Source organism: Kitasatospora sp. NPDC086009 (assembly GCF_044540385.1).
In the GTDB taxonomy this organism is placed as follows: domain Bacteria; phylum Actinomycetota; class Actinomycetes; order Streptomycetales; family Streptomycetaceae; genus Kitasatospora.
Genome location: NZ_JBITSA010000022.1, coordinates 87936 through 101838, shown reverse-complemented (window position 1 = coordinate 101838; position 13903 = coordinate 87936). Strand labels below are relative to the sequence as shown.

14 protein-coding genes are annotated in these 13903 nt (G+C 73.5%); 4 read left to right on the top strand and 10 right to left on the bottom strand.

The features are described from left to right. Positions 1 to 183: 183 nt before the first annotated feature. From ACIF6L_RS33995 to infC, 5 genes are all read right to left on the bottom strand, one after another. Entirely contained in the window at positions 184 to 1287 is a 1104-nt protein-coding gene (locus ACIF6L_RS33995; protein WP_329486874.1) for an ATP-binding protein, read from the bottom strand. A gap of 125 nt (positions 1288 to 1412) precedes the next feature. Continuing rightward, positions 1413 to 2279, bottom strand: a complete 867-nt coding sequence (locus ACIF6L_RS33990) for an RNA methyltransferase (protein ID WP_329486875.1) — start codon at positions 2277 to 2279, stop codon at positions 1413 to 1415. Positions 2280 to 2418: 139 nt separating this feature from the next. Continuing rightward, the gene (rplT, locus tag ACIF6L_RS33985) at positions 2419 to 2814 is read right to left on the bottom strand and encodes a 50S ribosomal protein L20 (RefSeq protein WP_329486876.1); all 396 of its coding nucleotides are present in this window, start codon (positions 2812 to 2814) and stop codon (positions 2419 to 2421) included. Positions 2815 to 2923: 109 nt separating this feature from the next. Next, entirely contained in the window at positions 2924 to 3118 is a 195-nt protein-coding gene (gene rpmI / locus ACIF6L_RS33980) for a 50S ribosomal protein L35 (protein ID WP_329486877.1), read from the bottom strand. Positions 3119 to 3257: 139 nt separating this feature from the next. After that, positions 3258 to 3980, bottom strand: coding sequence for a translation initiation factor IF-3 (gene infC / locus ACIF6L_RS33975; protein ID WP_359807314.1), 723 nt, complete (start codon positions 3978 to 3980; stop codon positions 3258 to 3260). Positions 3981 to 4463: 483 nt separating this feature from the next. Here infC and ACIF6L_RS33970 point away from each other — a divergent pair, with 483 nt between their 5' ends. After that, positions 4464 to 4841, top strand: coding sequence for a DUF1844 domain-containing protein (locus tag ACIF6L_RS33970; RefSeq protein WP_329486878.1), 378 nt, complete (start codon positions 4464 to 4466; stop codon positions 4839 to 4841). 100 nt (positions 4842 to 4941) lie between these two features. Here ACIF6L_RS33970 and ACIF6L_RS33965 read toward each other — a convergent pair whose 3' ends face one another. Further along, positions 4942 to 5685 carry an SseB family protein gene (locus tag ACIF6L_RS33965; protein ID WP_329486879.1) on the bottom strand — a complete coding sequence of 248 codons (744 nt, stop codon included), beginning with the start codon at positions 5683 to 5685 and terminating at the stop codon, positions 4942 to 4944. A 117-nt stretch (positions 5686 to 5802) separates the two neighbouring features. Here ACIF6L_RS33965 and ACIF6L_RS33960 point away from each other — a divergent pair, with 117 nt between their 5' ends. From ACIF6L_RS33960 to ACIF6L_RS33950, 3 genes are all read left to right on the top strand, one after another. After that, entirely contained in the window at positions 5803 to 7035 is a 1233-nt protein-coding gene (locus tag ACIF6L_RS33960; protein WP_396489558.1) for an amino acid deaminase/aldolase, read from the top strand. 97 nt (positions 7036 to 7132) lie between these two features. Beyond that, positions 7133 to 7591 (top strand): hypothetical protein, encoded by a 459-nt coding sequence (locus ACIF6L_RS33955; RefSeq protein WP_396489556.1) that lies wholly within the window; start codon positions 7133 to 7135, stop codon positions 7589 to 7591. A 248-nt stretch (positions 7592 to 7839) separates the two neighbouring features. After that, positions 7840 to 8763: a lytic polysaccharide monooxygenase gene (locus ACIF6L_RS33950; RefSeq protein WP_359807270.1), complete on the top strand. Its 924-nt coding sequence runs from the start codon at positions 7840 to 7842 to the stop codon at positions 8761 to 8763. 139 nt (positions 8764 to 8902) lie between these two features. Here the strand turns inward: ACIF6L_RS33950 and ACIF6L_RS33945 are convergent, their stop codons facing one another. The 4 genes from ACIF6L_RS33945 to ACIF6L_RS33930 form a co-directional block, all read right to left on the bottom strand. Then, complete coding sequence (locus tag ACIF6L_RS33945) at positions 8903 to 10099, bottom strand: DUF2510 domain-containing protein (protein ID WP_396489554.1); 1197 nt, start codon at positions 10097 to 10099, stop codon at positions 8903 to 8905. Positions 10100 to 10242: 143 nt separating this feature from the next. Beyond that, positions 10243 to 11049, bottom strand: coding sequence for a 3-oxoacyl-ACP reductase (locus ACIF6L_RS33940; protein WP_359807265.1), 807 nt, complete (start codon positions 11047 to 11049; stop codon positions 10243 to 10245). A gap of 9 nt (positions 11050 to 11058) precedes the next feature. Continuing rightward, entirely contained in the window at positions 11059 to 12426 is a 1368-nt protein-coding gene (locus ACIF6L_RS33935; RefSeq protein WP_396489552.1) for an aldehyde dehydrogenase family protein, read from the bottom strand. Between the two features lie 5 nt (positions 12427 to 12431). Next, complete coding sequence (locus ACIF6L_RS33930; RefSeq protein WP_396489551.1) at positions 12432 to 13826, bottom strand: glutamine synthetase family protein; 1395 nt, start codon at positions 13824 to 13826, stop codon at positions 12432 to 12434. Between the last annotated feature and the right edge of the window lie 77 nt (positions 13827 to 13903).

The following is a 13903-nucleotide window of genomic DNA, read 5'->3' as shown; positions in this document are numbered from 1 at the left end:
CGCAGGTGCTCGGAAGGGGTGTCCGCGGCACGGCCGCGCAGGGCGTCCCACAACGCCAAAGGTCGAGTGTAGTCGCAGCGCATGGTGCGGCTGCCGTCAAGCCCGTCCGGCCTCCCGATCCGCACCGGGCTCCGGGGACGGCGGCGCCGCCCCGGAGCCCGGTGCGGCTGCCTCCAGGCTCCGTCAGAGCATGAAGTCGGGCACGCCGGCGGGCAGGATAAATCGGAACCGGGCGCCGCCGCCGGGCGCGCGGTCGACGCGGATCGAGCCGCCGTGGGCCTCCACGATGCCCTTGACGATGTAGAGGCCCAGGCCCGTGCCGCCGCGCTTGGAACCGCGCCAGAAGCGGGTGAACACGCGCGGCATCGAGTCCTCGGGGATGCCGGTGCCTTCATCGCTCACGGTGACCGCGGTGCCTTCCACAGTTCGGGGCGGAGTGCCGGAGCGCTCCCAGACGGGTGCCTCGACGACCTCCTTGGCCGGTGCCACCTCGATCGTGACAGTTCCCTCACCGTGGCGCACCGCATTTTCCAGCAGGTTGGCCAGCACCTGGTCCACCTTGTCCGGGTCGGCCCAGAGCACGGTGAGCGGCTCGCTGATCCGGATGTCGAAGCGGTCCTCGGGGATGCCGGTGGCGACCTTGCGGTCCACGTGCCGGCGCACCGAGGCAGCCAGGTCGACCACCTGCTTGCGCAGTTCCAGCCGCCCGGCGTCGATCCGGGAGATGTCCAGCAGCTCGGCGATCAGCCGGGTGACCCGGTCGGCGTCGGCGTCGACGGTCTCCAGCATCAGCCGCTTCTGCCCGTCGGTGAACCGCTCCCACTTCGCCAGCAGGGTCGCGGTGAAGCCTTTGACGCTGGTGAGCGGCGAGCGCAGCTCGTGCGCGACGGTGGCGATCAGCTCGGCGTGGCTGCGCTCGGTCCGCCGGCGGGCCTCGGTGCCGCGCAGCGCGATCACCAGCCGCTCCAGCGGCGCCTGCGGGCGCGTCCGGACGTAGCGGGCGGACACCAGCACCTCGCGGCCGCCGGGGAGCAGCAGATTGCGCTCGGGCTGGCTGGTCCGGGTCGCCAGGCCACCGTACGGGTCGGTCAGCTGCCACCAGCGGCGGCCGTCCAGGTCCTCCAGCGGGAGGGCGTGCTCCAGCGGGCTGCCGAGCGCGGCCTCCTGGAGGATGCCGGTCAGCCGGGCGGCGGTGCGGTTGAAGCAGACCACCCGGCCCAGGGCGTCGGCGACCACCAGGCCGTCCGGCAGGTCGTCCGGGTCGAGCTCTGGCCCGCTGCCGACCATGGGTGTCCTCCCCGATTACCCACCGTGTCTTTCCCCCCACCGAGGCAGACCCTAGCGTCTCGCGGCCCCCCGCAGTAGGGCCCGCGGCGTCGCGATGACGACTTCCGGGAGCGTCCGGGTACGGCCTACGCCCGCGCCCGGCAGCCGCCGGGCGAGCGCTGCGCCCGGGCGGAGGCGTAGAGGCAGACGGCGGCGGCCGTCGCGAGGTTGAGGCTCTCGGCGTGTCCGTGGATCGGTACGCGCACCACCTCGTCGGTGAGGGCGCGGGTCTCCTCCGGGAGCCCCCAGGCCTCGTTGCCGAACACCCATGCGCCGGGCGCGCCCAGCGTGCCCTCGTCCAGCTCCTGGTCGAGGTCGCGCTCCCCCGCGCCGTCGGCGGCCAGCACCCGCACGCCGGCCTCGCGCAGTCGGCCGACCGCCTCCTCCACCGGCACGCCGACGGCGACCGGCAGGTGGAACAGGCTGCCGACGGAGGCGCGCACGGCCTTCGGGTTGTACAGGTCCACCGAGGCGTCGGTCAGCACCACCGCGTCCGCGCCGGCCGCGTCGGCGGTCCGCAGCACGGTGCCGGCGTTGCCGGGGTCGCGCACATGGGCGAGCACCGCGACCAGCTTGGGACGGGCCGCCAGCACCTCGGCGAACGGGGTGTCGATGAACCGGCAGAGCGCCACGATGCCCTGCGGGGTCACGGTGTCGCAGATGTCCGCGATGACCTCGTCGGTGGCGGTGAGCACCGGCAGCCCCTCGGCGCGGGCGGCGGCGACGATGCCGGCGTGCCGCTCGGCGGCCTCGGGGGTCGTGTAGACCTCGACCACGGCGTGGTCGGCCGTGCCCGGCAGCGTCCCGAACGCGACGGCCTCCCGGACGGCCTGCGGGCCCTCGACGAGGAAGCGGCGCTCCTTGGTGCGCTGGTTCCGCTTGGCGAGCCGGCGGGCGGCGACGACGCGGGGCGAGCGCAGGGAGGTCAGCAGGGGGGTGTCGGTGCTCGACATGGTCTCGTCTCTGAGGCGGGGCGCCGGTGGCGTGCAGGGACTGTGGCGGGGAAACGCAAAACCGGACCCGCAGGGAGAGCCTGCGGGTCCGGTCGGTGCGACGAACCGATCCCGGGGGGATCAGGCCGATCCAGGAGGATCAGGCGGCGTCGGCGGCGGCCCTCGGGGCGTTGACGTCGGCCGGCAGCGCCTTCTGCGCGACCTCGACGAGCGAGGCGAACGCGCCCGGGTCGTTGACCGCGAGGTCGGCCAGCATCTTGCGGTCGATCTCGACGCTGGCGGCCTTCAGGCCCTGCACGAAGCGGTTGTAGGTGATGCCGTTGGCACGGGCCGCAGCGTTGATGCGCTGGATCCACAGCTGACGGAAGTCGCCCTTGCGCTTCTTGCGGTCGTTGAAGTTGTAGACCAGCGAGTGGGTGACCTGCTCCTTGGCCTTGCGGTACAGGCGCGAGCGCTGGCCCCGGTAGCCGCTGGCGCGCTCCAGGATGACCCGGCGCTTCTTGTGGGCGTTGACTGCCCGCTTGACGCGTGCCACTTGATTACTCCTTGGGTTGGACCACGGACTACTTCACGCGGTCCGTCATTCGAATGGGTCGGGAAGGATCAGCTGCCCCGCTCACGGCTCGCGCCGGGCGGGAGGGCGATCACTTGCCGAGAAGCTTCTTGATCTTCTTGGCGTCGGCGGGGGCCACCACGACGGTGCCGGCCAGCTTGCGGGTCAGCGTGGAGGGCTTGTGCTCCAGGAGGTGGCGGCGGCCGGCGCGCTCGCGCAGCACCTTGCCAGAGCCACTGATCTTGAAGCGCTTGCTGGCGCCACTGTGCGTCTTCTGCTTCGGCATTTCGCCGTATCTCCTCGTCGGTCCGTCCACGCCCGCGCGGTGTGCGCCGCGCGGGCGTGAAGGATGGATCTGCGATGACCGGGCGGACGCCCGTTCACCTTGGTGGCCGGTCTCCCGAACCGCCCTGGCCGGTGAAGGCTCAGGCGTCCTGGGAGGCCTCGGCCGGCTGCTCGACCTCGGCGGCGTCGTCCTCGGCGTCGGCCTCGTCGGCCTCCGCCTCGGCCGCGGCGTTCTCGGCCTCAAGCGCTGCGTCCTCGTCGGCCTCGGCGGCGTCGGAGCCGGGGGTGCGGCCCTGACGCTCGGCCTTGCGGGCGTCCGCGATCGCGCGGGCCTCGGCCATCGCCTCGGTCTTCTTCTTGTGCGGGCCGAGAACCATGATCATGTTTCGGCCGTCCTGCTTGGCCGAGGACTCGACGAAGCCCAGGTCCTGGACGTCGTTGGCCAGCCGCTGCAGCAGTCGGAAGCCCAGCTCGGGGCGCGACTGCTCGCGACCGCGGAACATGATCGTGATCTTGACCTTGTCGCCCTGCTTGAGGAACCGAACGACGTGACCCTTCTTGGTGTCATAGTCGTGCGGGTCGATCTTCGGCCGGAGCTTCATCTCCTTGATGACCGTGTGCGCCTGGTTCTTGCGCGCCTCACGGGCCTTCATGGCCGACTCGTACTTGAACTTGCCGTAGTCCATGAGCTTGCACACCGGCGGCCGGGCGGTCGCCGCGACCTCGACGAGGTCGAGGTCGTACTCCTGCGCGAGCTCCAGCGCCTTGGCAAGCGGCACGATGCCGACCTGCTCGCCGCTGGGACCGACGAGTCGCACCTCGGGGACGCGAATCCGGTCGTTGATGCGGGGCTCGGTGCTGATGGGGCCTCCTAGGTTGCACCTTCTGCGATGCGGCCGTCGGACGGCGGTCGCACGTAGTGGACTCGACCACTGGGCGGGGCTTCATTCGTGCTGCGCTGCCTACCTTGCTGATTGGCACTGCATGCACCGCGACACGAAAAAAGCCCCGCTCGGTACAAGCGGGGCTCCACACAACCGGGGGCTGCACCCGGTGAGGGGTGCGGCGGGCGACTCGGCGCCTGGGCGCCCGTCGCGGACCGGGACCCGTCGACCGTGAGGCCGATCGGGTGGGAGACTTTCGCGGTTGCCCTCTCGGGCCTCCTGGGTGGAGCCTCCTCTTGCTGGCCGGGCGCTCCTCAGGAGCTCCTGGCCGGTCAGTCTCGAAGCATACAGCGTTTCGGCCGCGCCCGGTATTCCGCCCCTCGCTCCCCGCGGCCCGGCCCCCGGCCGGCCCCCTTGTACGCTCCTTGGGTACGGACACCGGCACGACGGAACGAGCCCCCCTTGAGCAGCGAGCCCACCCAGAACCCCGCCGCGGACGACGAGGCGATCGGTTTCGACGACCTCACCCGGGACATCGCCGAGGTCCCCGCCGTCGAGGTGATCACGACCGTCGCGGTGCACCTGATGAGCGCCGCCGCCGTGAAGTGCGGCCTGGCCGAGGGCGGCGAGGCCGACAAGGACCTCGACGAGGCGCGCAAGCTGATCACCGCGCTGGCCGGGCTGGTGACCGCCGGTGCCCCCGAGATCAGCAACTTCCACGCCGCCCCGCTGCGGGACGGCCTGAAGTCGCTCCAGCTGGCCTTCCGCGAGGCGTCCATCGTGCCGGACGCGCCGGGCACCGGGCCGGGCGAGAAGTTCACCGGGCCGGTCTACGCCTGAGCCCCACCGGGACACCGGCGGTGCCCGGGCACCGGGCGAGGGGCACCGCCGCGTCCGGGCACCGCGCGAGGGCCGGGCACCGCGCGTGGGCCGGGCGCCGCTAGCGGCGGTACAGCGGCTCGCCGGGCAGCGCGGAGTCGGCCGGCAGCACGGCCAGGTTCAGGCCCCGGTCGAGCCGGACCCGCAGCACCGGGTCGGCCGCGACCGCCTGCCCGATCCGCCGGGCGGCCGCCTGGACGGCCTCCTGGTCCAGCGCCCGGTCCAGCACCACCGCGAGCAGGCCGTCCCCTTCCTGGTAGGGCGCCAGCAGACCGCTCACCACCTGCGGCTCGGCCGCCAGCAGCGCCCGGACGGCCTCGCGCACCTCGGGGTCGCGCACCGGCGGCAGGTACGGCCGGTTCTCCGCCAGCGCGCGCAGCCGGGCCCCGGACAGCCGGTACGGCACCGGGCCGGCCGGGTCGATCAGCAGGGTGTCCGCGCGCTCGGAGTAGGCGACCATCGCGGCCTGCGGGGCGGCGACCGGTGCCGGGCGGGCGTCGGCGCGCCAGCGGGTCAGCGCCTCCATCGAGGTGAAGGCCGGCAGCGCCCGCCGGCCGTCCGCGGCCTCGATCACCGGGACGGCCATGTCACTGGTCTTCTCGTGCTTGTGCCCGTGCTCGTCCAGCTCCACCTCGCCGAGGACGGCGACGATCGGGACCATCAGCCGGGTCGGCGTCAGCGCCGCGAGCACCTCCGGCTCGGCCCCGGGCTCCTGCGACCAGCGCGCGAGCGCCTCGGCGAGCGCCGGGTCGGCGGTGCCGTCGTCGGCGGCGAATCCTGGGTTCGGAATGTTCTTGCGGTCCACCCGGCCGACCCTATGCCACCTCACACCCGCCGCCGGGGCGAGGCGGATCCGCGCCGTCGGGGTGGATCGTCCGCCGCAGGCCTACCCACCGGTAGCGGGGTGTGGCACTCTGCGCCCATGGCCACGCTCGAAGCTGCTGCCCGTACCGCCGCCGTGCCCTCGCCGGCCGCCGACCGAGCCCGGTACGACCGGGCCACCGCCCATCTCGACGGCCCGGTGGCCGTCGTCGACCTCGCGGCCTTCGACGCCAACGCGGCCGACCTGGTCCGCCGGGCGGCCGGCAAGCCGGTCCGGGTGGCCAGCAAGTCGGTGCGCTGCCGCGCCCTGCTGGAGCGGGTGCTGACCATGGACGGCTTTGCCGGGGTGATGAGCTTCACCCTCGGCGAGTCGCTCTGGCTGGCCCGCACGGGCATCCGCGACGTCCTGCTGGCCTACCCCTCGACGGACCGCTCCGGCTTCGCCGAACTGACCGGCGATCCGGAGCTGGCCGCCGCCGTCACCGTGCTGGTCGACGACCCGGCCCAGCTCGACCTGATCGACGCGGCCCGGACCGGCCCCGCCGAGGTCCGGGTCTGCCTGGAGCTGGACACCGCGCTGCAGCTGTTCGGCGGGCGGGTGCGGGTCGGCGCCCGGCGCTCGCCGATGCGCACGCCCGAGGACCTCGGGGCCTTCGCCGAGCTGGTGCAGCGCCGCCGCGGGTTCCGGGTGGTCGGGCTGATGGCCTACGAGGGACACATCGCCGGGGTGGGCGACAGCGTGCCCGGGCGGCCGGTGCGCTCCCGGATGATCCGGCTGATGCAGGCGAAGGCCCGGGCCGAGCTGGCCGAGCGGCGCGCGGCGACGGTCCGGCGGCTGCGCCGGGTGACCGAGCTGGAGTTCGTCAACGGCGGCGGCACCGGCAGCGTCGAGTCGACCGTGGCGGAGCGGGCGGTCACCGAGGTGGCGGCGGGCTCGGGGCTGTACCTGCCGCGGCTGTTCGACAACTACCGCTCGTTCCGGGGCCGGCCGGCCGCGCTGTTCGGCCAGCCGGTGGTGCGCCGGCCCGGCTTCGGGGTGGTGACGGTGCTCGGCGGCGGCTACCCGGCCTCCGGCGCGGCCGGGCCGGACCGCTCGCCGGTGCCCCACCTGCCGCCGGGGCTGCGCTACGACCCGATGGAGGGGGCCGGCGAGGTGCAGACCCCGCTGCTCGGCGCGGCCGCCGACGACCTGCTGATCGGGGACCGGGTCTGGTTCCGGCACGCCAAGGCGGGCGAGCTGTGCGAGCGCTTCGCCGAGCTGCACCTGATCGAGGGCGACCGGGTGGTGCGCACCGTCCCGACCTACCGGGGCGAGCAGCGGACCTTCCTCTGACCACCGGGTACGCCACCACGGCCGAACGGGCCGCCGCGGCGCCCTCGTTGCCCTACCGTGGTCCTCGACAGGACCGGACGCGACGTCAGGGGGCGCCATGGAGGCCGAGATCGTGCAGGGGCTGGTGACCTCGGGTGCCACCACCCTGGTCGGGCTGATGGCCACCGAGGCCTGGACCCAGGCGCGTTCGCGCTTCGCGGCGCTGTTCGGGCGGGGCGAGACCGACGAGGCGGAGGCCGCGGCCCTGGAGCGCTCGCGGACGGTCATCGCCCGCGCCCGGGAGACCGGTGACACCGGGGCCGTCGACGACCTGACCGGCACCTGGCGCGGCCGGCTCCGCCAGGCACTCCTGGAGAACCCCGAGGTGGCCGACGAACTCCGCGCCATCCTGGCGGAGTTCGAGCCGCGGCTGCCCGCACCGGGCGGCGAGTCCCTGAACAACACCATCACCGGCAGAACGATGCACGGCATGGTGATCCAGGCCAAGAACGTGCACGGGGGCGCGCACTTCCATCAGTACGGGGAGGGCCCGGGCCGGCCTTCCGGCGGCCGCTGACCTTTTCCCGGCCTTTCCCCCACCTTAAGAAGGCCCGAGGGCGCCCGAACTCCGGCGCCCCTCGGGCCTCTGTGCTGCGCGTACGGCTACAGTCCGTCAAAAAGTACGCCACAACGGGCTATTGCCAGCTGGTCTAGTCCAATCATACGCTCAGCCCGGGCCCCGCGCGCCGGGCCGGCGGGCCCCGGGCAGACGTGCCCACTCCCCCACACTCTCGGCCCGGAACACGGTCAAGGAGTCCCCACCCCATGTCCATCAAGAGAAGCGCTCTGTCCCTCGGCGTCATAGGCGCCGCGGTCCTCGCCGTTTCGACGACCGCCGCCGGCACCGCCAGCGCCCACGGTGCCATGACCAACCCGGTCAGCCGCATCGCGGCCTGCTACGCCGAAGGGCCGGAGACTCCCAAGTCCCAGGTCTGCAAGGACCTCGTGGCGATGAGCGGCACCCAGCCGCTGTACGACTGGAACGAGGTCAACATCGCCAACGCGAACGGCAACCACCAGGCGCTGATCCCGGACGGCAAGCTCTGCTCGGCCAACCGCGACAAGTACAAGGCGCTCGACATGCCCCGCACCGACTGGCCGGCCACCCCGGTCAGCGCCGGTTCGTTCGCCTTCAAGTTCCGCGTCACCGCGGCGCACGTCGGCACCCAGACCGTCTACATCACCAAGGCCGGCTACGACCCGACCAAGCCGCTGAAGTGGTCCGACCTGGAGTCGGCCCCGGTCGCCCAGGTGCAGGTCACCCGTACCGCCACCGACGGCTACTACACCTACACGGGGACGCTGCCGCAGCGGACCGGCCGCCAGCTGCTGTACATGGTCTGGCAGCGCAGCGACAGCCCGGAGGCGTTCTACAGCTGCTCCGACGTCGACTTCGGCAAGACGGCGGCCGCTGTGGACCAGCCCGTGTCGGCGCTCGCCGCGCAGGCCCCGGCCGCGCCGAGCGAGGCGCAGATCGCCGCCGGCCAGTCCCGGTCCACCGTTTCCCACCACGGGCACGGCGGCAACGCGAACGAGCCGGCGGGCGCGGTGGTGCCGACCGCCAGCGCGGCCGTCGGCGGCTCGCCCACCGGTCCGCTGCTGCTGGCCGGCGCCGCCGCGATCAGCGTCGGCTGGGCCGGCATGGTGCTCCGGCGCCGTCGCTTCGAGGCTGTTCGACGCGACTCCTGACCGCCGGAGGCCTGGGCCGGACCGCACACCGCCCCCCGTGCGGTCCGGCCCAGGCGATCCCCAGCTCGGCGTGTGAACACGGCGGCGGCCCGCCCGGACGTGTCCGGGCGGGCCGCCGTACGTGAGCGGAGCGGTGCGATCAGGTGGTGGCGGTACCGGTGCCCCCGCCGGGGCCGGCGCCGCCGCCCGGGAAGGCGGGCAGCTTGCCGGTGTAGGCGGCGATGCCCTTGACGATGGTGTCCATCACGGCGACGTCGGGCGCCTTGTCGGCGATGTCGAAGCCGAGGTGGACGGAGATCAGCGACTTGCCGTCGGCGGACGGGAAGACGACGGTCTGCACGTAGCCGTCGTTGCCCTTCGCCGCGTCGACCTTCCAGCGGACCAGGTAGCCGTCCCGGCCGTCGACCTTGACCGCCTCGGACTTCAGCTCCTGGTGCGAGTTGAGGTCGTTGTACGAGTCCTTGGCGGCCTTCTCGATGTCGGCCTTGGCCGCCGCCTGGACGTCGGTGCCGCCGGCGACCACACCCGTGTTGGCACCGCCCAGCGAGCAGCTGCCGCCCCCGTCACAGGTGTAGGCGCCGACGCTCAGCGCGGCGAAGCCGTCCGGGGTGGTACCGCCCTGCCAGCCGGAGGGGACGGGCAGGGTGATCCGGTTCACCAGGTCGGCGGCGGTGTCACTGCCCTGGGAGGTGCCGTCGTTCCCGCCGTTGCCCTGGCCGCCGTTGCCCTGGCCACCGTTGCCCTGGCCGCTGCCGCCGTTGCCCCGGCCCTGGCCGTTGCCCTTGCCGCCGTTGCCGTTGCCGTTGCCGTTGCCCTGACCGCTGCCGCCGTTGCCGCCCTGGCCACCGTCGTTACCGGGGCCGCCCAGGTCGGGCAGACCGCCCCACGGGCCTTCCTCGCCGATCGGCGGGGCCTGCCGCGAGGTGCGGTGCGTGGCACGCGGCTCGCCGTGGCCGTCCATCGCCAGGTAGGTGATCCCGGAGCCGGCGCCGAGGCCCAGCAGGGCCGCGACGGTGGCCGCGATCACCAGCTTGGACGGCCTGCGCCTGGTCTTGGGCGCCGGGGGTGCGATGGCGCCGTAGGCGGCGCCGAAGGGGGGCGGCTCCGGGTAGCGGACCGTCGGCCCGCTCCCCAGCACCTCCCCCTCCAGCACCCGGGTCTCGGCGGTCTCGTCCGGCCCCGGGGCCGCCGGAGCCACCGGCTCCGGCGGGGCGTCCGAGGGTGCGGGCCGGGTGTCGGCCGTCCAGCCCTTACCGTCCCACCAGCGCTGCGGTCGCGGATCGCTGGTGGTGTCCTTCGGGTCCGGGTACCACCCGGCGGGAATCTGCTCGCTCACGTCAGAGAATCTAAAGGCAGCCGGATAAACGCGATATCAGCGCGACCGCCGATTTCCGGCATTCTCCATGAGATTACGGTGAGAAGGCCGAACGAAGGCCCCGATCGGCCCCGGATCAGCCCCCGGTCGGCCCCGGATCGACCCTAGACCGGGGTCACATAGGCACCGGCGATGCCTCCGTCGACCAGGAACTCGCTCGCCGTGATGAAGGACGAATCGTCGCTGGCGAGGAAGGCGACCGCGGCCGCGATCTCCTCGGGCCGGGCGAAGCGGCCGAGCGGAATGTGCACCAGCCGGCGGGCCGCCCGCTCCGGGTCCGCGGCGAACAGCTCGCGCAGCAGCGGGGTGTCCACCGGCCCCGGCGAGAGCGCGTTGACCCGGATGCCCTCGCGGGCGAACTGCACGCCCAGCTCGCGGGACATCGCCAGCACCCCGCCCTTGGAGGCGGTGTAGGAGATCTGCGAGGTGGCCGCGCCCATCCGGGCCACGAAGCTGGCGGTGTTGATGATCGAACCGCGCCCGTGCCGCCGCATGTACGGCAGCGCCGCCTTGCAGCAGAGGTAGACCGAGGTCAGGTTGACCTCCTGGACCCTGCGCCAGGCGGCCGGCTCCGTGGTCAGGATGGAGCCGTCCTCGGGCGGCGAGATGCCCGCGTTGTTGAAGGCGACGTCCACGCTGCCGTACGTCTCGTAGGCCTGGTCGAAGAGCGCCTCGACCATGTACGGGTCGGTCACGTCGGTGTGCACGAAGAGGCCGCCGACCTCCTGGGCGGCCGCCTCGCCGGTCGGCTCGTCGACGTCGGCGCACACGACCTTCGCCCCCTCGGAGGCGAGCCGGCGGGCGGCGGCCAGGCCGATGCCGCTGCCCGCGCCGGTGATCACGGCGGTACGGCCGACCAGGCGCCGGCAGACCGGGCCGTCCTTCCCGGCCGCGGCAGGCTTCTCGCTCATGGCTGGCTCCTACTCCTCGCTCTGGATGAACACGTTCTTGGTCTCGGTGAAGGGGACCAGCGCGTCCGGCCCGAGCTCCCGGCCGATGCCGGACTCGCCGAACCCGCCGAAGGGCGTCCAGTACCGCACCGAGGAGTGCGAGTTGACCGAGAGGCTGCCCGCCGCGACGCCCCGGGCCAGGCGCAGCGCGCGGCCGACGTCCCGCGTCCAGATGGACCCGGAGAGTCCGTAGCGAGTCCCGTTGGCCAGCCGCAGGGCGTCCGCCTCGCCGTCGAAGGGGAGCACCACCGCGACCGGGCCGAAGATCTCCTCCGTCGCCGCGGGCACGGTCGGGTCGGTGGGCGCGAGCACGGTCGGCGGGTACCAGAAGCCGGGGCCGTCGGGGACCGCGCCACGGGCCAGCACCGGCAGCTCGGGGGTGACGTAGGAGGCGACCCGGCGGACCTGGGCGGCGGAGATCAGCGGGCCGAGCTCGGTGGCCGGGTCGGCCGGGTCCCCGGTGCGGACGGCCTCGACGGCGGGCAGCAGCAGGGCGAGGAAGTCGTCGAGGGCCTCGCGTTGGACCAGGATGCGGCTGCGCGCGCAGCAGTCCTGGCCGCTGTTGTCGAGGAAGGACATCGGGTCGGCGGCGCGGGCGAGGTCGGCGTCCGCGAAGACGATGTTGGGGCTCTTGCCGCCGAGTTCGAGGGTGACCCGCTTGGCCTGGGCGGCGCACCGGGCGGCGACCTCCTTGCCGACCAGGGTCGAGCCGGTGAAGACGATCTTGCGGACGGCAGGGTGGTCGACCAGCGCCCGGCCGGTGGTGGCGCCGGCCCCGGGGACGACCTGGAACAGGCCCTCCGGGAGCCCGGCGGCGAGGGCGAGTTCGGCCAGCCGCAGCGCGGTGAGCGGGGTGGCCTCGGCGGGTTTGAGGAGGACGGCGTTGCCCGCGGCCAGAGCCGGGGCGAAGCCCCAGGCGGCGATCGGCATCGGGAAGTTCCACGGGGCGATCACCCCGACCACGCCGATCGGCTCGTGGAAGGTGACGTCCAGGCCGCCGGCCACCGGGATCTGGCGGCCGGTCAGCCGCTCCACCCCGCCGGCGGCGTACTCCAGCAGGTCGCGGACGTTGCCGGCCTCCCAGCGGGCGTTGCCCACGGTGTGCCCGGCCTCGCTCACCTCCAGGGCGGCCAGCTCGGGGATGTGCACCTCGACCTGGTCGGCGAAGCGGCGCAGCAGCCGGGCGCGTTCGCCGGGGGCGAGCGCGGCCCAGCCCTGCTGGGCCTTGAGGGCGAGCTGGACGGCGGAGTCCAGCCGCGCCGGGGTGGTGTCCGGGACGGTGCCGAGCACCTCCCCGGTGGCCGGGTTGAGGACGGTGCTGACGGCGGGACTCCCCACGCGGCTCACATCCGCTCGAAGGATCGGTAGCGCTCCCAGTCGGTGACGGCGCTGTCGTACGCGGACTGCTCGACCCGGGCCATGTGCAGGTAGTGCTCCACGACGTCGTTGCCGAAGGCGGCGCGGGCGAGCTCGCTCTGCGACCAGCGGTCGGCGGCCTCGCGCAGCGAGCCGGGCACCCGGGTGTACTCGTCGGCGGCGTAGGCGTTGCCCAGGCAGGGCGTGGGCAGTTCGAGCTTCTGCTGGAGGCCGTGCAGACCGGCGGCGATCATGCCCGCCACGGCGAGGTACGGGTTGACGTCGCCCCCGGGGACGCGGTTCTCCATCCGCAGGCTCGGACCGCGGCCGACCACCCGGTAGGCGCACGTGCGGTTGTCGCGGCCCCAGGCGACGGCGGTCGGGGCGAAGGAGCCGGGCCGGTAGCGCTTGTAGGAGTTGATGTTGGGCGCGTAGAGCACGCTGAACTCGCGCAGGGCGACGAGCTGGCCGGCCAGGAAGTGCCGCATGGTGTCGGTCATCCGGCCGTCGCGGTCGGCGAAGGCCGGGGCGCCGCCCGGGACGCGGAGGTCCCGCAGCGAGAGGTGGATGTGGCAGCTGTTGCCCTCGCGCTCGTCGTACTTGGCCATGAAGGTGATTGCGCAGCCCTGCTGGGCGGCGATCTCCTTGGCGCCGGTCTTGTAGACGCTGTGCTGGTCGCAGGTGGTGAGGGCGTCGGCGTAGCGGAAGGCGATCTCGTGCTGGCCGAGGTTGCACTCGCCCTTGGCCGACTCGACGACGAGGCCGGCGCCGGCCATCTCGTTGCGGATCCGGGCGAGCAGCGGCTCGACCCGGGCGGTGCCGAGCAGCGAGTAGTCGACGTTGTACTGGTTGGCCGGGGTGAGGCCGCGGTAGCCGCCGAGCCAGGCCTGTTCGTAGGTGTCGCGGAAGACCAGGAACTCCAGCTCGGTGCCGATGTCGGCCGCCAGGCCGTACTCGGCGAGGCGCTCGATCTGACGCCGCAGCACCTGCCGGGGCGCGGTGTCGACGGGGTGGCCGCCGTGCCGGGCGAGGTCGGCGGTGACCTGGGCGGTGCCGGGCTGCCAGGGGGTGAGCCGGAGCGTGCCGAGGTCGGGACGCATGGCGAAGTCGCCGTAGCCCGTCTCCCAGGAGGACTGGGCGTAGCCGTCGACGGTGTTGAGGTCGATGTCGACGGCGAGCAGGTAGTCGCAGGCCTCGGCGCCGTGCTCGGCGACCTCGTCGAGGAAGAACCGGGCGGCGAAGCGCTTGCCCTGGAGCCGGCCCTGCATGTCGGTGAAGGCGAGCGCGACGGTGTGGATCTCGCCGGCGTCGACCAGCGTGCGCAGCTCGCCGAGGGTGAGCGGCGCGCGCGGCCGCGCGGTCGCGGCGGTGTTGTCGGGCATGACGGGACCCTCCCCTTCGCTCACTCAGCGAGATCACACGGTCACAGCGAACCGTACGGCCTGCCACGGACAGCGCG

Excerpts from the sequence above, each read along its gene's own strand:
- ACIF6L_RS33995 (WP_329486874.1), bottom strand. The coding sequence starts at position 1,287 with ATGGTCGGCAGCGGGCCAGAGCTCGACCCGGACGACCTGCCGGACGGC.
- ACIF6L_RS33990 (WP_329486875.1), bottom strand. The coding sequence starts at position 2,279 with ATGTCGAGCACCGACACCCCCCTGCTGACCTCCCTGCGCTCGCCCCGC.
- rpmI (WP_329486877.1), bottom strand. The coding sequence starts at position 3,118 with ATGCCGAAGCAGAAGACGCACAGTGGCGCCAGCAAGCGCTTCAAGATC.
- ACIF6L_RS33960 (WP_396489558.1), top strand. The coding sequence starts at position 5,803 with ATGGCCACGCTCGAAGCTGCTGCCCGTACCGCCGCCGTGCCCTCGCCG.
- ACIF6L_RS33955 (WP_396489556.1), top strand. The coding sequence starts at position 7,133 with ATGGAGGCCGAGATCGTGCAGGGGCTGGTGACCTCGGGTGCCACCACC.
- ACIF6L_RS33950 (WP_359807270.1), top strand. The coding sequence starts at position 7,840 with ATGTCCATCAAGAGAAGCGCTCTGTCCCTCGGCGTCATAGGCGCCGCG.
- ACIF6L_RS33940 (WP_359807265.1), bottom strand. The coding sequence starts at position 11,049 with ATGAGCGAGAAGCCTGCCGCGGCCGGGAAGGACGGCCCGGTCTGCCGG.
- ACIF6L_RS33930 (WP_396489551.1), bottom strand. The coding sequence starts at position 13,826 with ATGCCCGACAACACCGCCGCGACCGCGCGGCCGCGCGCGCCGCTCACC.